Raw genomic sequence first — 22,495 nt, 5'->3', positions numbered from 1 at the left:
AGCCGAAACCCCTTTAGTTATATAGAAAACATCGTTTTCTATTTTGAAATAACACCCAAAATATTAAGCATTAAAGCTTTCAGTCAACTGAGGCACCACTTGTTTCTTACGTGAAACAGCACCTGGAAGGAAAGCGTGATTGTTTTCAAGTTTGAAGTTGAAAGCTGCTTCTACCTTGTCCATGTTTGATCCAAGAGCCAAAATTTCAGAGTTTGAGTTGACGATATCTGTAATCATCAAAACAAAGTCAGAATAGCCGTTTGCTGCATTAGTCGCTTGCATTGCTGCTTCGATTTCAGCTTGACGTTCCAAGACTTCAGCAATATCAACTGTATTGACTTGGGCAACACGAACCTTATTTCCATTGAGTTCAAAGGTCTTAGCATCGATGTCAATCAATTCTTCAGCAGATTTGCTTGCCAAGTTAGTACCAGCCTTGAGCATAGCAAGACCGTACTCTTCCAAGTTGACACCAGCCAATTCAGCCAATTCAGGAGCAATGACTTTATCAGATGGGTGAGTTGTTGGTGATTTCAAAAGAAGAGTATCTGAAATCAAACCTGAAAGCATCAATCCTGCGATTTCTTTAGGAACTGCCACACCATGTTCTTTGAACATGCGGTAAACGATAGATGAAGCTGATCCAACTGGTTCCAAACGCATGTACAGTGGGCTTGCAGTTTCAAAGTTAGCCACACGGTGGTGGTCCACAACACCGTAAACTTCTACTTCAGCGATATCTGACACTGATTGTTGGAATTCATTGTGGTCAGTCAAGATGACTTGTTCTGCACCTTCTGATTTAGCAGATGTGATGACGCGTGGGGCTTCTACACCAAAATAGTTCAAAACGAAGGCTGTTTCTTCATTAGGAGTTCCAAGTGCTACTGCTTCTGTGTCCAATCCATAAGCCTCTTTTGCAAGGTAAGCAAAGGCTACAGATGACCCGATGGCATCTGAGTCTGGATTTTGGTGACCAAATACTAGAATCTTAGACATGATAATACCTCTTTAAATTTATTCATCTTATTGTAGCACTTTTTTCCTCTTTTGACAAAAGTAAGAGGAGCCAAAGGACTCCTCATTAGACATCAATATCGTTAACTAGATTTTTTTCTTGATTTTCGGATAAAAATCGTTCTTTCTGTGGTCTTTTCTTACGTTTGAGAAGAGCTTCGGCAGACATGGCTTCTTCCTTACTGGCAAAACCCTCTACATAGATGAGTTTAACTGGCAAGCGAGCTCGGGTATACTTGGCTCCCTTACCACTATTATGAACGGCAAGGCGTCTCTTCACATCCGTTGTATAACCCGTATAGTAAGAACCGTCGCGACACTCCACCACATACATATAGGCCTTATGATCCATAGTAAAGCTCTTGAATTTCTGGCGTGTAGGAACCATCGTCATTGTGAACAATGAGCGGTGGCAAAACCTTGAAGCCACTGGTCGATCCATCCTTGATGGCTTCGATTAAGAGCATATTGGCCTCCTTCTCACGTTTCGGATAGACAAATTGCAGGCGCTTGGGTGCCAAATTATGGCGTTTGAGCATATCTAGGATATCCAAGAGCCGATCTGGACGATGGACCATGGCCAAACGGCCATTAGACTTGAGAATACTCTGAGCACTTCGGCAAATTTCTTCTAGGTTAGTCGTAATTTCGTGTCTGGCCAGAAGGTAGTGCTCACTCTCGTTCAGATTAGAATGCGGATCCACCTTAAAATAAGGCGGATTACACAAAATCATATCCACCTTACTTCCCTGAATGTGGGCAGGCATATTTTTCAAATCATCACAGATGACCTGCATCTGCTCTTCCAAGCCATTCAACTGAACCGAACGCTCTGCCATATCCGCCAAGCGCTCCTGAATCTCTACAGATATTATCCGCGCCTGAGTACGTGAACTAGCAAAAAGTCCCACTGCACCATTTCCAGCACAAAAGTCCACAATTAAACCCCGTTTAGGGAAGCGAGGAAAGCGTGATAAAAGAACACTATCCACCGAATAGCTAAACACCTCTCTATTTTGAATGATCTTGATATCTGTCGAAAAGAGCTGATTGATTCGCTCTCCTGATTTTAATAATTGTTCTTCTTTCATATTTTCATTATAATAAATTATGTTAATATTACAAATGATTTAGATAATCGTATTTATGGCTTCTTCTTTAAATGCTCTAATGCCTCACGCGTCCAAACAGGCATCATTCGTCCAAGTGGTGCAAAACCGTGCTTGATCCGATCATTTGAAAAACGTCTCCGTCTTGGCAATTGATGTTTTTCCTCTTCCAAGGTACGGATAGAAAGACTGGCCTTCCCAGTGTATTCGTCAAAATCCACCACCTGAACTTGAACTTCATCGCCAATTTTTAAAATGTCATAGATATTTTCAATGAATCCCGTCCGAATCTCCGAGATGTGAATCAGCCCTGTCACCCCTGTCTCTAACTCGACAAAGGCACCATAGGGCTGAATTCCTGTAATACGCCCAGTTAGCTTATCACCAATTTTCATTCTAGTCCTCAATTTCAATCGTTTCAATTACTACATCTTCAACTGGTTTGTCCATTGCACCTGTCTCAACAGCTGCAATGGCATCCAAGATAGCAAAAGATTCTGCATCTACCAATTGCCCAAAAACAGTATGGCGGCGGTCAAGGTGAGGAGTTCCACCTTGTTCTGCATAAATCTCAGCGATTGGTTCAGGCCAGCCACCACGCGCAATCTCTTTCTTAGAGTATGGCAAATGTTGGTTTTGAACGATAAAGAACTGGCTACCATTGGTATTTGGACCAGCATTGGCCATAGAAAGGGCACCACGGATATTGTAGAGTTCTTCTGAAAATTCATCTTCAAAAGAGTCGCCGTAGATTGACTCACCACCCATACCAGTACCAGTTGGATCTCCACCTTGGATCATAAAGTCCTTGATAATTCGGTGGAAAATTACACCATCATAGTAACCGTCTTTTGACAGAGCAACAAAGTTGGCTACTGTTTTGGGAGCATGTTCAGGGAAGAGCTTGATACGCAAGTCTCCGTGATTTGTCTTAATAGTCGCCAACGGACCTTCTACTGTTTCAATGTCTACTTGTGGGAAATGCAATTCTTTTTCTACCATACCAAATCCTTCTAAGGCATCAAAAATGCCATCTTCTTCTACTGTTTTTGTAATATAATCTGCTTTTTCTTTGATCTTTTCGTGGGAAACACCCATAGCAATACTGATTCCAGCATAATCAAAGAGTTCCAAGTCATTGAGACCATCACCAAAGACCATGACATTCTCTGGTTTCAAGCCTAGATGTTCCACCACCTTAGCTACACCAGTGGCTTTTGAACCTGAAATCGGCACGATATCAGATGAATGTTCATGCCAACGCACCATGCGAAGTTTATCTGATAAAGACTCTGGTAGGTGCAAGTCATCCCCTTTTTCCTCAAAGGTCCACATCTGGTAAATGTCCGCTTTTTCATGAAAATCTGGATCCACATCCAAGTTTGGATAAATCGGATCAATAGCCTCATTGATCAGTTCTGTTCGAGTGGAGAGTTTGGCGTCATGACTGCCAACCAAGCCATACTCAATTTGCTCTTCCTTCGCCCAAGTGACATACTCCTCAACATCTGATTTCTCAATCTGATGTTGATAAATAACCTGACCTTTTTTATCTTCGATGTAGGCCCCATTCAAGGTCACAAAAAAGTCAGGCTTGAGGTCTCGAATCTCTGGAACAACACCGAAAATACCTCGCCCAGAGGCGATTCCTGTTAAAATCCCTTTCTCTCGCAACTGTTTAAAGACAGTGGGAATTGTAGCTGGAATAAAACCTGTCTTTGACGTACGCAAGGTATCATCAATATCAAAAAAGACGATTTTAATCTTTTTCGCCTTGTATTTTAATTTTGCATCCATCTCTCTACCTCTTTTTTATCACTCTTTCCATTATACCATAAAACTTAGGAAATTCCTTTTTTGAAAAAAGATGAAAATCCTATCAAAAAGAGAGCCAGTATAACTAGCCCTCTCTTTTCATTCTAGAACAGCTCTAGAGCAATCATGGTAATCATCGTTGCATCATAGTAGTTATCCAAAGGTAAATCTTGTGTGAAAATGTATTTATTTTGCTGAAGAAGTTTCAGATAACCTTCTCCCTTGTCAGATGCATAAGTAATCGGTGCCAAGAAACTACCTGCCTGGTATTGATTGAAGGCCGTTCCGTTCAAGTCATAACCAGCATAGATACGTTGCTCTTTCATAAAGAAATCCATCATCTTTTGAACGAGTTTTTGACTTCTTTCGTCTTGACTTTGAGATAAGTGATAAGGCAAGCGACAAGCATTATAAGAATACGCCCCATCATATTGAGATTCAATAGTATTTGCTTTAGCAACACGCGCACCTGACTTCTCTACCCAGATAAAATCTGGCAAGAGACCGGTCTCAGATTGAGAACTAATTTGCTCCAATTGCCCAAGCATCTTATCCTTGACATCTAGCCATTGTTTATCACCAGTTAAATTATAAAATACTTGGAAATAATGAGGTAGTGTATCAGATGTTCTCATCAGATAGTAAAAATCTGAATTTTTTTGGGCCCAATTTCCTACTTTTAGAACACCGGTCTCCTCATTATAATTAAATCGAAGAATATCAATCAAGATACTTTTGGCTTGTCCTTCATATTCCTGAGCCTTATCTGGCCACTGTTTGGCAGCTTCAATCAAAGAATAAGCGATATAGAGATCACCATCGGTTGCGTTTTGCTTTTCAACCGTTTCGCTATCATTTTTGATCACTTGCTTCCAAGACATCAACTGCGTCCCCTCAATACGATGATTTTGGTAATAACGATAAAGACTCTCAAAATCTGCTTGACTTGCTTGCCCTTTTTGGGCTGCTAAAACCGTTATGAGCATGCCGTAACTTTGGGCTTCAGATAGAACTGTTGTTCCCTCCGAATCACTCGTCGTACGAACATAAGACTGATCGCCTTTTGTAACAAGGAACTGTTGGCTCCATTGTCTGTAAATTCGATTACGCATCTCGATTTTAGTCCTTCCTCTTGCTAAAAACAAGGCTAAACAAAAGATAGAAAGGATAAGCACAAACCAGACATATTTTAATTTATTCGTTTTCATAGAATCTCCTATCCTGCAAATCGCTTGGTTTTAACCCACTTGGTTTCTTTTCGTTGGAGTACTTTATCCAGTACGATTGAAGAAATGGAATCAATGGATACAACGATAAACATCTGTGCATAAGAGAAATAGGCTGCCAAGGCCAACCAGATTTGTTTCGTCGTCGCTTGTCCAAATTGACTTGCCAATGCAATCATAATCTGCATCAAATAGAGACCAATCATGAGAATCCAGTTAAAAAGCATGAGCTGGGCGATGTAGATATTGTCCGCATCAAAAGCAAACGGAACCCTGACATCTGGGAAGAAAAGATTAAGGCAGATCGCTAGCACATTCGCTAGGAAAATCAAATCCGATAGGACAATAGCAAAGTTAAACCAAAAGAAGACACATGAATAGTTAAAGACTTCTAGTTTAACGCGCCAGTTTGCTCTGCCAAATAAATGCTTAAAGTTCGAGAGAACTACTTCATAATTTCCTTTCGCCCAACGTTTACGCTGCATATAGTAACTCTTTAAAGTCTCAGGTTCTTGTTGGAAAGCCTCTGAATTATAGGCAAGGGCAATCAATTTACCACTCTGCATGATTTTGAAGGAAATATCAGTATCCTCTGTCAAGGCACCATTTTTCCAACCACCGATACTCTTTACAAAGTCGGTTTGAATGATAAAGTTGGTTCCTGGGATACGACCAATTTTAAAGAGATGCCACATCCCAACATGGTGCACCCGCTGAGTAACAACGATTTCTTGGTTGATACAACGAGTCAAGAAATTTTGATTGGCATTTCGAGTCTTGTTTCGACCGAAAGATGCCACATGGCGTTCTGGGTCCTTTATCACTTCTTTGACAAGGAAATAAAGAGCATTTTTTTCAGGCATAGCATCCGCATCATAGACACAGATGTATTCGCCCGTTGCCATCTCCAAAGCATCGTTTAGAACGCCCGCCTTTCCTCCCGTACCAGTACGGTCGATAATCGTCAGATTTCTTCCTGCATACTCAGGCATGGCTTGTACAGACAAACATTCTGCATAGGTGTTATCTGAACAGTTATCTGCGAATAGAAGCAACTCCACACGGTCGTGAGGATAGTTCATATCCAAGATAGCTTTTGCTGTTTGGGCAATAACCACATCCTCATTATGGGCAGGAACAACAATGGTAACCTTAGGATAATAAGGTAGCGGCGAAGTGTCTACACGAAAATCACTATGTTTAAACCAAAAGTGAACAGCTGAAAAGAGAATTACCAATCCCCAAGCTAGAGAAATCCAAATAGTAAGTAGCGTAAAAATCATTAACATTTGACTAATCATGATTCACCGCCTTAAAATTTTTGTTCACTCGATGGTAAAGAATATTGTATGCAATAAATAGTATGATAAAACAAATGCCAAAGGCGAGACTGAGCCCCAAAGCAATACCAAAAAATAGTTCGGTTAAAGTCATGTTTCCCTCCTAATATTCTACAATTACATCTGTCTCTAGTTGACGTTTGAGATGACTGGCAACATCTGCATAGTCTTGGTATTTATCTTTATTATCAGAGTTAATCACCAAATAGCCTGTTTGGAACTGAATTCCTTGATTGCCATCTTCTCCATGAAAAACTAAACTGTTCAGTTTCTCCTGCAAACCATTAAAGTAAAGGTCCTTCAAAGAATGCTGACTACTACTCGATAGAACGAGAAAATTACCATCCGAAACGTAATAGAGCTTATCATTGTAACTCAATTCCTGAGCAATTACCTCTTGAATACGACTGAGCATCTGGTTATGTTCTTTGGGTTTAATCTGGAAGAACAAATCTTCATGTGCCCAATGAATCAATAGAGATTGAACCGTAACATCACTTTGTTCAGTGACCATAGCTTGGTAATCTGCTCGAGCTTCGTCTTCCTGTTCTTGGACCTTTGAGGCCACCTTGAAGAAATAATAACGAACCTTAAGTAGAATCCCAATCAAAAGTGGAAAACTGATCAATAAGAAGACCAGTTGAATGATTGGGATATAAACCACACCCGCAACCAAAACGATAAGTCCAAAGCCAAATGCTAAGATAAGGGTCCAAGTAAGCAAAAGGTCAGATAATACCAACACGGCAAACAAGGCTAAAGCTAAAAACAAGATTTGTTCTAAAATGATTGCTCGAGCATACAAAAAACAAAGCACCAAAAGAATGACCTCACAGGCAAGCAAAGCCATAAGCCAGTTTTTAAATTGACTCCAATTTTTCATTTTATCTTATTTTCCCCCTTTGAATTCAGATACAGAAGTCGCTGCCCCAAAGTACTGTTGAATGGATTGTACGATTCGTTCAGAAGCTCTTCCATCTCCATAAGGATTTGGTGCCTGAGACATTTGTCCATAAAGAGTTTCATCTGTTAAGAGTGCTGCCATCGCTTCTTTCACACGTACTGGATCCGTACCAACTAGCTTCAAAGTACCTGCTCTTACTCCTTCTGGACGTTCCGTCGTGTCACGAAGGACAAGGACAGGTTTGCCCAGAGAAGGCGCCTCTTCCTGAACACCACCAGAGTCGGTCATGATAAAATAGCTTCTTGAAGCCAAATTATGAAAATCAAGTACATCTAAAGGCTCAATCAAGTGAATACGATCGTGACCGGCTAAGATATCTTTTGCTGCTTCTTGCACAGCAGGGCTAAGGTGAACAGGATAAACAACTTCAATTTCCTGATGAAGATCGACCATCTCACGTAAAGCTGTAAAGACATTTCTCATTGGTTGACCTTGATTTTCACGACGATGCATGGTTACCAATACAAGTTTCTTATCTGGATCCAATTGATCTAGAACTTCATGATAGTAATCCGATTGAACGGTTAGTTTCAAGGCATCAATGGCTGTATTTCCCGTAATGACAATAGCAGACTCAGGATGATTTTCCTTAAGAAGATTTTCTTTACTCTCACTAGTTGGAGCAAAATAAAGATCCGCAAGGTTATCTGTCATCTGACGATTCATTTCTTCTGGGAAAGGAGAATACTTATCAAAAGTCCTTAAACCAGCTTCAACGTGGCCGATTCGTACCTGATTATAGAAAGCAACTAAACTTGCTGCAAAAGTTGTCGTTGTGTCTCCGTGAACAAGAATCATATCTGGAAGTTCTTGCTTAACAATTGGATCAAACTTTTCTAAAATTTTTCCAGTAATATCTAAAAAGGATTGATTTTGCCCCATAATATCCAAGTCATAATGCGGCTTGATGCTAAACGTTTCAAGAACTTGATCTAGCATTTGACGGTGCTGAGCTGTCACAACTGTAATCGTCTCAATACTATCACTATGTTTTTGCAATTCTAACACTAAAGGGGCCATTTTAATAGCTTCTGGTCGTGTTCCAAAAACAACCATCACTTTCAATTTCTTCATTATGGTATCCTTCTACTATAATAAAATTTGACACATCAGATTAATCTTTATATCGAATTATTGCGCAAATCAATTAATTTGACAATCTTAACTATTTTACCGTCTATTAATTTATATGTCAAATTTTTTCCAAATTATATTATTGCATTTAATTTAATTTTAACAATTTGTAACCTTTTTGTAATAATATTATTTACAACCTTTAAAAGGCCTTATTTTAGGAAATTTTAAGACTCTTCAAAAGAATCCGTATTTAAAAAAACTAAACCTTATATGTTTTTTTCGATATTTATTTTTATCTTGATATTTCAAACAATTATATTTTACCACTTTGAGGAATAAATCAAACAATTTCAAACAAAAAAATCCCTTTTTCGAATGAAAAAGGGACTGTGATTGTTTACTATATTTAAAATTTAAATCTTATAAAATCTGTCTTAAAACAAATTTTTCGACAGATATAAAACAAGGTCACCGATATCTTCACACACCGCATTCATGGCCGGTTGATGGTTCTGATACCAAACACCCGTCCCATCTGGAATATAGCCTCGTTTGATGTACAATCTCTGGGCAGGTCCATACCCTGAATGGAGCCCAACACCAAGGGTCACCTTATCCGATATGAGCCTAACTCGTTTTTCTGCTTCTTCCAGCAAGAGATTTCCAATACCTTGATTTTGAAAGGGCTCAAAGACATTGAAATCTGAGAGTTCTGGATAGATCTCTGCAAAAGGCCCCTGCTTAGCGCAGGGCAAAATTGTGATATAACCCGCTAAAGCACCCTCAACCTCTGCAACTAAGACTTCTCTCTCCCCACATTCTTGTTCAAGAAAATATCTAGCCAAAATTTCTTCTCTACCCGGCCAACCTTGGCTGATAAATCCTCGAGATAGATCTTTAATGTCAGATTCTTGCATTTTTCTAATTGAACATGTCGTCTTCATAAGTTGCTCCTTTATAGCTTCCTCCTACCATTATAGCACGATAATAAAGATTAAAAGAAAAAACCTAGTAAGACAAAAGAATCTTACTATGTTAACAGGGAATCCTTTCTAACAAAATTCTATAAAAATCTGAAAAAGAGGTCCACCGGACCTCAACTCGCTCTCTCATTTCCATGCTCGTGAAAAAAAGACCCGTTGGGGTCTTAATTCGCTTTCTTGTTTCCGAGCTCATGAAAAAGAGGTCCACCGGACCTCTTTTTTAATCTTCGTTTACGAAAGGCATCAAAGCCATTACGCGAGCGCGTTTGATAGCTGTTGTTACTTTACGTTGGTTTTTAGCTGAAGTTCCTGTTACACGACGAGGAAGGATTTTCCCACGTTCTGAAACGAAACGGCTAAGAAGCTCAGTATCTTTGTAATCAACATATTCAATTTTGTTTGCTGCGATGTAATCAACTTTTTTACGGCGTTTGAATCCGCCACGACGTTGTTGAGCCATGTTTTTTCTCCTTTATAGTATTAATTGTCCATTAGAATGGTAAATCATCATCTGAAATGTCCAATGGATTGGTTGCTCCAAATGGATTTTCAGAACGTGAAAAGTCTGGTACTGGGTTTGCAGGTGCTGATTGACCAGCAGTTGGTGCAGAATAAGCTCCACCTGAATGTCCTTCGCGCACTCCGCGGCTTTCCAACATTTGGAAATTCTCAGCCACGACTTCTGTTACGTAGACACGTTGTCCTTGCTGGTTATCGTAACTACGAGTCTGGATACGACCTGTGATCCCGATAAGAGAGCCTTTTTTAGCCCAGTTAGCAAGATTTTCAGCCTGTTGGCGCCACATAACGACATTGATGAAATCAGCCTCACGTTCGCCATTTTGACTCTTAAATGTACGGTTTACTGCAAGAGTAAAAGTCGCAACTGCTACATTTGATGGGGTATAACGCAATTCAGCGTCACGTGTCATACGCCCTACAAGTACAACATTGTTAATCATAATTTACCTTCTTACGCGTCAAGTTTGACGATCATGTGACGAAGAATGTCAGCGTTGATTTTTGAAAGACGGTCAAACTCTTTAAGAGCTGCGTCGTCGTTTGCTTCAACGTTAACGATGTGGTAAAGTCCTTCACGGAAATCTTGGATTTCGTATGCAAGACGACGTTTTTCCCATGATTTTGATTCAACAACAGTTGCACCGTTGTCAGTCAAGATAGAGTCAAAACGTGCTACCAAAGCGTTTTTCGCTTCTTCTTCAATGTTTGGACGAATGATATAAAGAATTTCGTATTTAGCCATTGATATGTTCCTCCTTTTGGTCTAATGACCCCTAGTCTTTGCAAGGGGTAAGTGAGGTTCGCTCACAATAAACCATTATACTAGAAAAACTGATAGATAGCAAGTAAAAAAGATAAAAGTGAAAAAATAACTTTATTACTTAGAAATAACATCCTCTTCCAGTTTCAAAGCTCCAGCCATCTCTTTCAAAATGAAAAATAGCAAAAAGCTGGCTAGTACTAAAATGAGCCCTAAGTAAAGGAAGGCTACTACAAATCCTAGATAATCAATCAACCATCCCGCCAGAGGAAAAATGATAATCATGCTTAGGCTGAACATCATAGAGTAGACACTTAGCATGGTTGCCCGTACCTCACTTGGGAGTCGCTTTTGTAAATCATTATCAAAAATCGGCTGAAAGAGAGCATATAAGGCGTTACTTATCAAATAAACCAAAATATAAATCAGCGGTGTACCAAAGTAGGAAAGCAAATAAGTTCCTCCCGTCAAGAGTACAAGAATGGGAAAGAGTTTTAAGGCTGAATACTTCTTTCCAATCTTACTTGCTAGATAAACTGACCAGATATTCAAAACACTGCCCATCAACATGACCATCGAAATCTGCCACCCTTCTAAGTCAGGAAGTTGATTTTGATAGTAAAAATAAAACATGCACATCAGTGTCCCGATGATTTGGGAAAGAATCATCCAACTAAAAAGACTGGGGTTTCTCCGCAACTCCTCTTTGACAGTCCAGATTATTTTTTTCATTGTCAAGCGCTCAGATTTTTGCGCTTTAACACTAGGCTCTTTTAGCATCCAAGTTAGGAAAAGAACGATTATTGAAGTAACAATCATGATATAGTAGGTCAAGTGCAATTGACCATGGACAAAAAATCCCGCTAAAACAGTCCCCAAAGACCGAGTTCCTTCTGCTACTCCTGACATAAAACTGGAGATAGATAAGTAGCGCTCTTTTAATCCGGCTTCCACGGCCGAATCATAAACCATGGCTGCACTCGTCCCCGAATCAAAATTATAAGACAAGGCACTCACCACCATAGCGAGTGCGTAAATCCAAAAATTACCTTGCCCTGCTAACATGAGAATAGACGACGCAATTCCAGCTATTCGACTTAAATATAGATTGGTTTTATAGGAATAGCGGTCAGCTAACATTCCAGAGGGAATTTCACAGATGACACTGGTGGCATGAAAAATACTTTCCAATAAGCCAATCTGCCAAAGCGACATCCCGTTTTGACTGAGAAATAGAATCCAAAAGCTGGTAATGCCCAGAAAGGCAAAAAATTCCACACCAGCCATGAGACCGATATTCTTCCGGTAATTTCGTTTAAACATAGTTTCTCCTTTAACAAGTGTATTTGTATCTTTGTATTTGTCACTTGTTAAGCTGTGCTTTACATGTTCTCCACCTCTTCTTTCTTTTACTTTGAAAAAACGCCCTAAGGGCGTTTGGATTTATTTTATGGTTTGATACGGTGCAACATACGTGGGAATGGAATAGCTTCACGGATGTGTTTTGTACCTGCTGCGAAGGTTACCATACGCTCGATACCGATACCAAATCCTCCGTGTGGAACTGTACCGTATTTACGAAGGTCAAGGTAGAATTCGTATTCTGTACGATCCATACCAAGTTCTTCCATCTTCGCGACAAGGGCGTCGTAGTCTTCCTCACGCATAGAACCACCGATGATTTCTCCATAACCTTCTGGTGCAAGCAAATCTGCACAAAGCACACGATCTGGGTTACCAGGAACTGGTTTCATGTAGAAGGCCTTGATGGCTGCTGGGTAGTTCATGACAAAGGTTGGTACACCAAAGTGGTTTGAAATCCATGTTTCGTGTGGTGAACCAAAGTCATCCCCATGCTCCAAATGCTCGTAGTCAGCATCTTCATCATTCTCATGCTCTTGCAAGAGGTCAATGGCTTGATCGTAAGTGATGCGTTTGAATGGCTCTGCAATGTAGCGTTTTAAAAGATCTGTATCACGTTCCAAAGTTTCCAAAGCTTGGGGAGCACGGTCAAGTACACCTTGAAGAAGGGCTTTTACGTAAGCTTCTTGCAAGTCGAGTGACTCATCGTGTGTCAGGTATGAGTACTCCGCATCCATCATCCAGAACTCAGTCAAGTGACGGCGCGTTTTTGATTTTTCAGCACGGAATACTGGACCAAAGTCAAAGACACGGCCAAGAGCCATAGCCCCTGCTTCTAGGTAAAGCTGACCTGATTGGCTCAAGTAGGCTGGAGTTCCAAAGTAGTCCGTTTCAAAGAGTTCTGTTGAATCTTCTGCCGCATTTCCTGAAAGAATTGGACTATCAAACTTCATGAAGCCGTTCTTGTCGAAGAATTCATAAGTTGCATAAATGATAGCGTTGCGGATTTGCATCACCGCTACTTGCTTGCGAGAACGAAGCCACAAGTGACGGTTGTCCATCAAGAAGTCTGTTCCGTGTTCTTTTGGTGTGATAGGGTAGTCTTGAGATTCACCGATCACTTCGATGTCTGTAATATCCAACTCATAGCCAAACTTAGAACGCTCATCTTCCTTGACAATCCCTGTCACATAAACAGACGTTTCTTGGCTCAAGTGTTTGATCGTTTCAAATTTTTCAAGACCTACCTCTTCACCAAATTTTTCAATGAAGTTTGGTTTGAAGGCAACTCCTTGGAAGAAGGCTTTTCCGTCACGCAATTGCAAGAAGGCAATTTTCCCTTTTCCTGATTTGTTGGCAACCCAGGCTCCGATGGTCACTTCTTGACCAACGTAGTCTTTTACTTCGATGATTGTTACACGTTTTGTCATAATCTATCTTCCTTTTTTCGTTTAACTTGTCCGAAGACATCATTACCCACTATTTTACCACAAATAGACTCTGATAGCTAGGTTCTACTAGAGAAAAATCGCGAGATTTTCGTTACAAAAAATCTTCGCTAAAAAGGCGAAGATTCTGAGTTTTATTTTTCCATAAATTGATGCAAACGGCGAATAGCTTCTTTTAATGTATCCAAGTCTGTGGCATAGCTGAGACGAACATTTTCTGGTGCTCCAAACCCAGCTCCTGTAATCAAGGCCAGTCCGACTTCTTCGAGAATAGCTGTTGTAAACTCTGTCACATCTGTATAACCCTTCATCTCCATCGCTTTCTTAACATTTGGGAAGAGATAGAAGGCTCCTTGAGGCTTGACAACTTCAAATCCTGGCACTTGGCACAAGAGAGGGTAAATGGTATTCAAACGTTCCTCAAAAGCCTGGCGCATGGTTTCGACAGAGTCTTGTGGCCCAGTCAGGGCTTCAATGGTAGCATATTGCGATACGGCAGTCAGGTTAGAGGTTGTTTGTCCTGTTAGTTTGCTCATAGCAGCGATAATTTCAGGATTTCCCACAGCATAACCTACCCGCCAACCAGTCATGGCATAGGCCTTAGATACACCGTTGATGACGATGGTTTGCTTGCGAATGGCTTCTGACAGACTAGAGATTGGAACAAACTCATTCCCGTTATAAACCAAACGACCATAAATATCATCTGCTAGGATAAGGACATCATTCGCAACAGCCCAATTTCCGATAGCCAAGAGCTCCTCGCGAGAGTAAATCATACCGGTCGGATTCGATGGCGAATTGAGAACCAAGACCTTAGTCTTATCTGTTCGGGCTGCTTCTAGCTGCTCTACTGTTACTTTAAAGTGGTTGTCTTCCTTTGCCTGGACAAAGACTGGCACTCCTTCTGCCATTTTGACTTGGTCTCCATAGCTGACCCAGTAAGGTGTAGGAATGATGACCTCATCGCCTGGATTGACCACAGCCATAAAGAAGGTATAGAGAGAGAATTTGGCACCAGTGGCAAAAGTAACCTCGTTGGCTGCTACGGAATACCCATAATAGCGTTCAAAATAGGTATTAACTGCCGCTTTTAACTCTGGTAGTCCTGAAGCAACTGTATAGAAGGAAGCACGTCCATCTCGAATCGCTTCTACCGCTGCATCTTGAATGTTTTCAGGAGTATGAAAATCAGGCTGTCCCAAGGTTAGGAAAAGAACATCCTTTCCCTGATCCTTTAATGCCTTGGCTCTCGCATCACTAGCTAGAGTGACGCTTTCTTCCATTTCTAGTACACGTTTGGATAGTTTCATATGTCCTCCTTATTGGATCACTGCTCCTGTTTCAAAGTCGACCAGATAGTACTGGTGCCCTGACTTGACTTCCCAAATCGGCTTTTCCTGATAACGACCAAAGGTAATCTTGTCAATGTCGCTAGCTCCTTTTTCCCTCGAAATCGTCGCTGCCTTGTCTTGAGAAATCCCCTTATCAAGCTGATAAACATAAATCTTGTGGTCATTCTTTTCAATCAGTACGGCAATGGCCTCTTGCTTTCTATTATGTCCTAAAACGCTGTAATAACCTTCTCGTCCATTATAGAAATCAACCTGATCTGCCTTTTCCAATTCTGCATACTGCTCGGCCAGTTTTTCTCCCTCAACTCTAGCATCTTGATAGGGTTTCATGCTGAGTGATATCAGATAAAGGAAGGAAGTCGTCATGACTAGTACTACCAGAGCGATGCCGATTCCATACTGTAAAAGTAGCTTGTTTTTTGCTTTTTTCTGTCTTAGTTTCACTCGTCTATTTTACCATCTCTCCTCCTTTATTACAAGTGAAGACAGGAACATTCTAAGAATCTTTTCCTATAAAATATAAGTTCTTGTTTTTCTCTCTCATTATTGATAAAATAACCTTATGAAACAATATTTGAAAGAGAAAATTTCCGATAATCAACTAGACTTAAAAACAGCTATCATCCTCAACAAAGCCATACGAACTTTTAGACCATATGAAGCCATGCCTGCTAAAGAGCACGGGCTAACACCCACTCAATTTTCAGTTTTGGAAACCCTCTATAGCAAGGGAGAACTACGCATTCAGGATTTGATTGAAAAAATGCTAGCCACTTCTGGAAACATGACTGTTGTCATTCGAAATATGGTTCGAGATGGATGGATTTCTAGAACTTGCGACCCCAAGGATCGTCGGTCCTTTTTCCTGAAATTAACACCTGCAGGACGCAGAAAAATCGAAGAGGTTCTTCCTGACCATATCGATTCTATCGTAGAAGCACTCAGCATCTTGGAAGATGGCGAAAAGGAAGACTTAATCCGCATTTTAAAAAAATTTAAAAATTTGTAAGCAAAATTATTGCTAATTAGTATCATTTGTTGTAACATAGATGGTAACAAAAGAGTTCGCTCTTTAAATTTTAAACAAAAGGAGACACATCATGTCTAAAAAAGTATTATTTATCGTCGGTTCACTACGCCAAGGTTCTTTCAACCACCAAATGGCCCTCGAAGCTGAAAAAGCACTTGCTGAAAAAGCAGAAGTTAGCTATCTTGATTACTCAGCTGTTCCTCTCTTCAGCCAAGATTTGGAAGTTCCAACTCATCCAGCTGTAGCTGCTGCTCGTGAAGCAGTCCTTGCTACGGATGCAATCTGGATCTTCTCTCCAGTCTACAACTTCTCTATCCCTGGAACAGTGAAAAACTTGCTTGACTGGCTCTCTCGTGCCCTTGACTTGTCTGATACACGTGGTGCTTCTGCCCTCCAAGACAAGTTTGTTACTGTCTCATCTGTAGCCAATGCCGGTCACGATCAACTCTTTGCGATTTATAAAGATCTCTTGCCATTTATCCGTACACAAGTCGTTGGTGACTTTACAGCTGCTCGTGTCAATGACTCTGCTTGGGCAGACGGAAAATTGGTGTTAGAAGAAGCAACTGCTTCATCACTTGCAAAACAAGCGGACGACCTTCTTGCAGCCATCAACTAATCCAGCAAAAACCAGCTCGAATGAGCTGGTTTTATGCTTGTTTCACAAAGACGAGTTCTAAATCACTGGATAAATCAGGTTGGTAGTCAAAACCGGCGAAGCTAAGCTTACGAGCTTGCTCAACTGTTTGAACTTGTCCTTCCATCAAGGCGGTCAAAAAGGTCCCACGCGCTTTTTTTGAAATGGTTGAATGGATTTTCAACTGGCCTGCCTTGTCCTCCATAAATTTGAAGGTCACCATCTTTTCTCTGATTTCCTTTGAAAATACGGTTTCAAACTCTGATGATAAGAGTGAAAATATCAAATCCTCATCCTCTAGGGCCTCATCATAGGCTGACTTCCAATGACTCTTTAGAGTTTTTCCAGCAACTTTTAACTTCATCAAGAAGTCCAAACGGTGAGGAGCCATGGGCGACAAGGCTGAGACAACACCGTATAAAGCTGATGTTATTAAAACATGATTTTCAAGATAGGTTTGTTCAGCCTCAGCTAACCCATCTCGTTTGATGTGACGATACATGAGACCATCAAAGAGTTTCAAGGCTGGATAGTTTTTAGCCCTGTGATCTTTTAGAGCTTGAATATGAGCGTACTCTTCTTCTGCTTTCTCAGCAGATACTTTATAAAAAGTCTCTAATTCACTAGCTGAGTAATGCGCCAGTGAGTTAAGGACTGCCTGACTTTCTTCCCTCAAAGGGAGCGCTTCGATACAAGGATGGTCGGTGTTCATTTCTTTTGCTGTTGGGATTAAAATTTTCATATTGTTAGTGTAGCATATTTTTCAATCACGACCAAGAATTTCATCTGAAAAACCTCGGTTCATACCGAGGTTTCTTTTACTTGACTTTAAAGGTCTTGAGATAATTATCTTTTCCAACTTGACCTTCGAAGGATTGGCCATTTTCAAGGTAAGGAAGGTCGTCTGACACGGAAGCCTTGACCTTATAAATCTTGCCATCAACTTTGAAGAAGTAGACGGTATCCCCCTTTATAACAGCTGATTTAAGGTCTGAAACCACTCCCTTGATACTTTCCACCGTTTCATTATCCAGCTCGAGGTCGTTTTTATTGGTATACTTGCTGAGGAGTTCATCTACCGTAGTTGCTACGATAACGTTTTGGTACTCCACGGCATCGACCAATGCATACTCCTTGACCAAGCCTGCATTGTCCTTCAAGCCCATGATATAGAGTGGTTTGTCATTGAGATTGACAAGAATAGGGAAGGTAGCCTTGTAGGCCTTCTCCTGAACGGCTCCTTCTGCAGAAGCACGGGCTGATTCTTCGGTTGCTGATGCTAGATTGTACTTGGTGATTTCACCAGTGCGCATATTTTCAAGGATAAATCCTAGATTACTTTCGTCAGCATTGGCTGAAGTCACCCCCGTATAGAGATAAATGTCATTTCCGATAGAAAGATAGTTATAGCCCTCGGTCGTTTGGGTAACGTTTTTCTTAGAAATCAAGGCATTCCAGAAGCCGTCTTTATACTTGCCGTTGTAGTTGATTTGCTCGATAGTTTCTTCCGCAGGATAGACACGATCCACCCATTCTGGGACTTCATCCAAGCTGTATTCCTTGGTTTCTCCATTAGTGGCGTCCAAGATAATAACAGATGAAGGACGAGGGACTCCTAGACCAAACTGCTTTTGATAAACGGTTGCTACATAGAAAGGATTGCCTTCATCATCCACCTCAAAGGATGGCGTTTTAAAAATCTTGGTTGGGTACTTGATTCGAAGATGACGTTTGACATCACGATTAAAATACTCAGAGTCTGAATACTTCATCGGCGTTTTTAAATCCACTAATTCCGCATTTCCTGTCACCATATCAACCTTGATATACTCACCAATTCCCTTGGACTGATTATTAAACCATTTGATCGGGTCGGCATACTCCAAAGGTGTCACCCTATAGGGTTTGCCATCAACCGTCAACTGGGTATAAGTATCTGCTGCTACGTACTGGGAGACCTTATCCGTCAGAGAGCCTAGATAACGGTCTCCAATCTTTTCGGCGGTACTCCGATCTAGGATTGGAACCTTGCTGGTATCACTCTTGGGAAAATCTTTAAAATCTTTTTCTGTGATAGATACCACATTAGCATAATTTTTTGCTTGGAAAAAGCTAGAGGTTACCAGGCTTACCAGACCAGCAAGGGCAAAGATGATACCTGCAGCCAGAAACAATCCTCTACTAAGTTTGGTAAAAAGGAATCCTTCTAGATTGAGATCTTTGGTAGCCTTGCCATGGCGTAGGTGAACAGTTTTGAGGAGATTGGTATCCTTGCGGAAACTAAACAAAATCCCCATCACCACCAGATGCCCACAGAGAAAGAAGATGAATTCCCAACTAGTCATATTGAAGGGCGGCAAAAAAATATACCAAGTCATTGCGATAAAAACAAGTTCAAAGAGTATACGTTTCATCTGATTTCCTCCTAAATAATTCGTCCTTCCAAATGATCCAGTTCATGCTGGCAGATCTGAGCTGGAAAACCTGTTAACGTAATAGTCTGTTCCTGCCACTTGTTATCACGATAGGAAACCGTAATCGTTTCATAACGAGTTGTTGATCGCACCCCAGTCAAGGACAGACACCCTTCCTCTGTCTCGTAAGGTCCTATGTAGGAAAGGAGAACGGGATTAAACATGACCATGGGAACCAAGCCAAGATTAAAGATAATCACGCGCTTCTGCATCCCAATCATATTTGCCGCCAGACCGACACAGGTCTCGCGATTGGCTAGCAGAGTATCCTGCAGATCTCTAGCTAGATAAAGGTCTTCCTGACTTGCAGGTTTCGAGGCTTGCGACAAAAATAAGACATCTCGGACAATTTTCTTTTCCATTCTCTTTCACTCCTTGCTATTTTACTTTATTATAGCACAAAAGAGGATAACTTCTAACCATTCTCCTCAAATGCAAAAAAAGCCATCCGAAGATGACTTTCTTTTTAAATCGCGTTCTTATCAAGACCAAGTTTACGTTGAACAAACTTGACGATTTCGACGATAAGTATCATTGAGAAGCTTCCAGCTAGAACAATGGCCCATTGTGACAAGTCTAGTTTGGTTACGTGGAAGATACCTTCAAGCGGTTCTACAACGATTGTTGCCATCAAGAGGATGAAGGATACCAAGATAGACCAGTTGAAGGTCTTAGACTTGAATGGTCCGACTGTCAAGATGGATTGGTAAACAGACTTGACGTTGTAGGCATGGAAGAGCTGAATCAAACCAAGTGTTGCAAAGGCCATGGTGAGGGCATCCGCATGAATGGCTTGATTGTCTCCTACATGGACTGGATAGGCAAGAGCAAGACCATAAACAGTCAAGACGAGAGCCCCTTGGAGTACACCTTGATAGATAATGGAACTCATGACCCCACCTGAGAAGAAGCTTGATTTGCGTCCACGTGGTTTGTGTGTCATAACACCTGGCTCAGCTGGTTCAACACCAAGGGCGATAGCTGGGAAGGTATCGGTTACCAAGTTAATCCACAAGAGATGAACTGGCTGTAGGACATCCCAACCAAACAAGGTTGATAAGAAGATGGTTAATACTTCAGCCGTATTGGCAGAAAGCAAGTACTGAATTGTCTTTTGAATATTTGAGAAGACCTTACGTCCTTCTTCAACTGCGACGATGATAGTCGCAAAGTTATCATCTGCAAGGATCATGTCAGAGGCACCTTTAGAAACCTCTGTACCAGTGATTCCCATACCGATACCGATATCGGCTGTTTTCAGAGCTGGAGCGTCATTAACACCGTCACCTGTCATGGCAACGACCTTACCTTGGTTTTGCCAAGCTTTCACGATACGAACCTTGTGTTCTGGAGATACACGCGCATAAACAGAGTATTGACCAACGACTTTTTCAAATTCTTCATCAGAAAGTTCGTTAAGCTCAGCACCAGTCAAAACATGGTCTTCCGAGTCATTTTCGTCGATAATTCCCAAACGTTTAGCAATAGCTTCTGCTGTGTCTTGGTGGTCACCAGTGATCATGATTGGACGGATTCCCGCTTCCTTAGCGACACGAACAGCTTCTGCTGCTTCGGCACGCTCAGGGTCAATCATCCCAATCAAACCAGTAAAGATCAAGTTGTTTTCAAGATCTTCAGAAGTAAGATTTTCTGGAATACTATCGATAATCTTATAAGCACCTGCAAGGACACGCAAGGCTTGATGAGCCATTTCAGAGTTGTTTTTGTGAATTAAGTCATTGACTTTCTCATCAATCGGAGCAACATCTCCAGCTTTATCACGAGCAACACAACGTTTCAAAAGTTGATCTGGAGCCCCTTTGACTGCCACGAGGAATTTACCATCTGGCAATGGATGAACCGTTGACATGAGTTTACGATCTGAGTCAAACGGCAATTCAGCTACACGAGAATATTTCTCTAAGAACCCTTTAACATCGTAGCCCTTGTCCAAGGCATACTGGATGAAGGCTGTTTCCGTTGGATCCCCGATCAGGTTACCTTCAGCATCAATCTTGGTATCATTGGCTAAGACAACCGAACGAAGTAGGGGCATGTCCAAGCCAAGTTCAATATCATCAGATGAGTCATGTAGGACTGCGTCATAGAAGACTTTCTCGACTGTCATCTTGTTCATGGTAAGCGTACCAGTCTTATCAGAAGCGATGATTTCTGTTGAACCAAGTGTTTCGACTGCTGGCAACTTACGAACGATAGAGTTTCGTTTGGCCAAAACTTGAGTACCAAGGGCAAGAACGATCGTCACGATAGCTGGGAGTCCTTCTGGAATAGCTGCAACAGCAAGCGCAACAGAGGTCATCAACTCACCAAGTGGATTTTTTCCTTGAATGAAGACACCAACAACAAAAGTAACAAGGGCAATGACCAAAATTGCATAGGTCAATCCCTTAGAAAGGTTGTTCAAGTTTTGTTTAAGTGGTGTATCCGTCTCATCCGCATCTTGGAGCATGCCAGCGATATGACCAACTTCCGTGTACATACCTGTATTGACAACAACACCAAGACCACGACCATAAGTCACGTTTGAGTTTTGGAAGGCCATATTGACACGGTCACCAATACTAGCATCGGTAGCGAGTTCTACGGTCAAGTCTTTTTCAACTGGAACAGACTCACCTGTCAAAGCTGCTTCTTCGATTTTAAGAGAATTAGCTTCTAGCAATCGTAGGTCTGCTGGCACTACATCACCAGCTTCAAGGGCAACGATATCTCCTGGTACTAATTCTTTGGAATCAATCTCTGCCATGTGTCCATCACGAACAACGCGAGCAGCTGGACTGGACATAGATTTGAGGGCTTCGATGGCTTCTTCTGCTTTTCCTTCTTGGTAAACACCGAAGGCAGCATTGATGATAACCACGGCTAGGATGATGATGGCATCTGCGATATCTTCCCCACCAGAAGTTACGACTGACAAGATGGCCGCAGCAATTAGGATGATAATCATCAAATCCTTAAATTGCTCGATAAACTTGACCAAGAGAGATTTTTTCTCACCCTCTTCCAGTTCATTGCGTCCATATTCAGCTAGGCGTTTCTGTGCTTCGCTTGACGAAAGACCTTGCTCAGTTGCTTCAACTGACTTCAAGACCTCTTCAGGACTTTGAGTGTAAAACGCTTGGCGTTTTTGTTCTTTTGACATGTGTCTCCTCCTTGACATTGTGTGCAAAACAAGTTCTCTTTCTGTCCTATCTTTTCACGACAAACAAAAAGAGACCTGTTAATCATAACAAGTCTCGCTGTTTAAGATAGTGCCGGAAAACATACTTTTCAGTATACAATTCGGAATGACGACACTATCACAGGTTTCTGCCAGCTACTCCCTTGAGTAGTACTATTATATCAAAATTTGAAA

Annotated in this window: 23 protein-coding genes; 2 read left to right on the top strand and 21 right to left on the bottom strand. The window is 41.2% G+C overall.

The window, feature by feature from the left end; genetic code table 11:
- Window positions 1-63: 63 nt before the first annotated feature.
- The 17 genes from NMM25_RS00335 to NMM25_RS00255 form a co-directional block, all read right to left on the bottom strand.
- Entirely contained in the window at window positions 64-999 is a 936-nt protein-coding gene (locus tag NMM25_RS00335; RefSeq protein WP_254735626.1) for a manganese-dependent inorganic pyrophosphatase, read from the bottom strand.
- An 85-nt stretch (window positions 1,000-1,084) separates the two neighbouring features.
- Entirely contained in the window at window positions 1,085-1,369 is a 285-nt protein-coding gene (locus tag NMM25_RS00330) for a GIY-YIG nuclease family protein (RefSeq protein WP_000349629.1), read from the bottom strand.
- Entirely contained in the window at window positions 1,359-2,108 is a 750-nt protein-coding gene (locus tag NMM25_RS00325) for a tRNA1(Val) (adenine(37)-N6)-methyltransferase (RefSeq protein WP_254735625.1), read from the bottom strand. The genes NMM25_RS00330 and NMM25_RS00325 overlap by 11 nt, the downstream gene beginning before the upstream one ends.
- A gap of 53 nt (window positions 2,109-2,161) precedes the next feature.
- Window positions 2,162-2,521: a S1 RNA-binding domain-containing protein gene (locus NMM25_RS00320; RefSeq protein WP_000689619.1), complete on the bottom strand. Its 360-nt coding sequence runs from the start codon at window positions 2,519-2,521 to the stop codon at window positions 2,162-2,164.
- A gap of 1 nt (window position 2,522) precedes the next feature.
- Entirely contained in the window at window positions 2,523-3,923 is a 1,401-nt protein-coding gene (locus NMM25_RS00315; protein WP_254735624.1) for a bifunctional Cof-type HAD-IIB family hydrolase/peptidylprolyl isomerase, read from the bottom strand.
- A 122-nt stretch (window positions 3,924-4,045) separates the two neighbouring features.
- Window positions 4,046-5,149 carry a glycosyl hydrolase family 8 gene (locus tag NMM25_RS00310; RefSeq protein WP_254735623.1) on the bottom strand — a complete coding sequence of 368 codons (1,104 nt, stop codon included), beginning with the start codon at window positions 5,147-5,149 and terminating at the stop codon, window positions 4,046-4,048.
- 8 nt (window positions 5,150-5,157) lie between these two features.
- Window positions 5,158-6,468, bottom strand: a complete 1,311-nt coding sequence (locus NMM25_RS00305) for a glycosyltransferase (protein ID WP_254735622.1) — start codon at window positions 6,466-6,468, stop codon at window positions 5,158-5,160.
- Between the two features lie 142 nt (window positions 6,469-6,610).
- Window positions 6,611-7,390, bottom strand: coding sequence for a hypothetical protein (locus NMM25_RS00300; protein ID WP_125840752.1), 780 nt, complete (start codon window positions 7,388-7,390; stop codon window positions 6,611-6,613).
- A gap of 6 nt (window positions 7,391-7,396) precedes the next feature.
- On the bottom strand, window positions 7,397-8,545 hold the full coding sequence (gene wecB / locus NMM25_RS00295; RefSeq protein WP_254735621.1) for a non-hydrolyzing UDP-N-acetylglucosamine 2-epimerase: 1,149 nt from the start codon (window positions 8,543-8,545) through the stop codon (window positions 7,397-7,399).
- Window positions 8,546-8,982: 437 nt separating this feature from the next.
- A complete protein-coding gene (locus tag NMM25_RS00290; RefSeq protein ID WP_254735620.1) occupies window positions 8,983-9,492 on the bottom strand; it encodes a GNAT family N-acetyltransferase in 510 nt (169 codons plus the stop codon).
- Window positions 9,493-9,751: 259 nt separating this feature from the next.
- Window positions 9,752-9,991, bottom strand: a complete 240-nt coding sequence (gene rpsR, locus NMM25_RS00285; protein WP_000068664.1) for a 30S ribosomal protein S18 — start codon at window positions 9,989-9,991, stop codon at window positions 9,752-9,754.
- Window positions 9,992-10,022: 31 nt separating this feature from the next.
- Entirely contained in the window at window positions 10,023-10,493 is a 471-nt protein-coding gene (ssbA, locus tag NMM25_RS00280) for a single-stranded DNA-binding protein SsbA (protein WP_000609595.1), read from the bottom strand.
- 11 nt (window positions 10,494-10,504) lie between these two features.
- On the bottom strand, window positions 10,505-10,795 hold the full coding sequence (gene rpsF / locus NMM25_RS00275) for a 30S ribosomal protein S6 (RefSeq protein ID WP_001151782.1): 291 nt from the start codon (window positions 10,793-10,795) through the stop codon (window positions 10,505-10,507).
- Between the two features lie 135 nt (window positions 10,796-10,930).
- Window positions 10,931-12,136: an MFS transporter gene (locus NMM25_RS00270; protein ID WP_254735619.1), complete on the bottom strand. Its 1,206-nt coding sequence runs from the start codon at window positions 12,134-12,136 to the stop codon at window positions 10,931-10,933.
- Window positions 12,137-12,261: 125 nt separating this feature from the next.
- Window positions 12,262-13,608 carry an asparagine--tRNA ligase gene (asnS, locus tag NMM25_RS00265; protein ID WP_254735826.1) on the bottom strand — a complete coding sequence of 449 codons (1,347 nt, stop codon included), beginning with the start codon at window positions 13,606-13,608 and terminating at the stop codon, window positions 12,262-12,264.
- A 149-nt stretch (window positions 13,609-13,757) separates the two neighbouring features.
- Window positions 13,758-14,936, bottom strand: a complete 1,179-nt coding sequence (locus NMM25_RS00260) for a pyridoxal phosphate-dependent aminotransferase (RefSeq protein ID WP_254735618.1) — start codon at window positions 14,934-14,936, stop codon at window positions 13,758-13,760.
- 9 nt (window positions 14,937-14,945) lie between these two features.
- A complete protein-coding gene (locus NMM25_RS00255; protein WP_254735617.1) occupies window positions 14,946-15,422 on the bottom strand; it encodes a DUF5590 domain-containing protein in 477 nt (158 codons plus the stop codon).
- Window positions 15,423-15,540: 118 nt separating this feature from the next.
- On the opposite strand from NMM25_RS00255, the gene NMM25_RS00250 reads away from it, so the two are divergent.
- Together NMM25_RS00250 and NMM25_RS00245 are read left to right on the top strand one after the other, a co-directional pair.
- A complete protein-coding gene (locus tag NMM25_RS00250) occupies window positions 15,541-15,987 on the top strand; it encodes a MarR family winged helix-turn-helix transcriptional regulator (protein ID WP_254735616.1) in 447 nt (148 codons plus the stop codon).
- Window positions 15,988-16,078: 91 nt separating this feature from the next.
- Window positions 16,079-16,627, top strand: a complete 549-nt coding sequence (locus NMM25_RS00245; RefSeq protein WP_254735615.1) for an NADPH-dependent FMN reductase — start codon at window positions 16,079-16,081, stop codon at window positions 16,625-16,627.
- Window positions 16,628-16,658: 31 nt separating this feature from the next.
- Here NMM25_RS00245 and yaaA read toward each other — a convergent pair whose 3' ends face one another.
- From yaaA to NMM25_RS00225, 4 genes are all read right to left on the bottom strand, one after another.
- The gene (gene yaaA, locus NMM25_RS00240) at window positions 16,659-17,387 is read right to left on the bottom strand and encodes a peroxide stress protein YaaA (protein ID WP_254735614.1); all 729 of its coding nucleotides are present in this window, start codon (window positions 17,385-17,387) and stop codon (window positions 16,659-16,661) included.
- Window positions 17,388-17,463: 76 nt separating this feature from the next.
- Entirely contained in the window at window positions 17,464-19,059 is a 1,596-nt protein-coding gene (locus NMM25_RS00235) for a hypothetical protein (RefSeq protein ID WP_254735613.1), read from the bottom strand.
- Window positions 19,060-19,070: 11 nt separating this feature from the next.
- Complete coding sequence (locus tag NMM25_RS00230) at window positions 19,071-19,481, bottom strand: peptide deformylase (RefSeq protein WP_254735612.1); 411 nt, start codon at window positions 19,479-19,481, stop codon at window positions 19,071-19,073.
- 104 nt (window positions 19,482-19,585) lie between these two features.
- A complete protein-coding gene (locus tag NMM25_RS00225; protein WP_254735611.1) occupies window positions 19,586-22,282 on the bottom strand; it encodes a cation-transporting P-type ATPase in 2,697 nt (898 codons plus the stop codon).
- Window positions 22,283-22,495: the final 213 nt, after the last annotated feature.

The sequence above is a fragment of the Streptococcus sp. CF10-1 genome, assembly GCF_024295825.1.
Taxonomy (GTDB): domain Bacteria; phylum Bacillota; class Bacilli; order Lactobacillales; family Streptococcaceae; genus Streptococcus.
The sequence above is the reverse complement of the archived record's forward strand: the minus strand, read 5'-3'. Positions and strand labels throughout refer to the sequence as shown.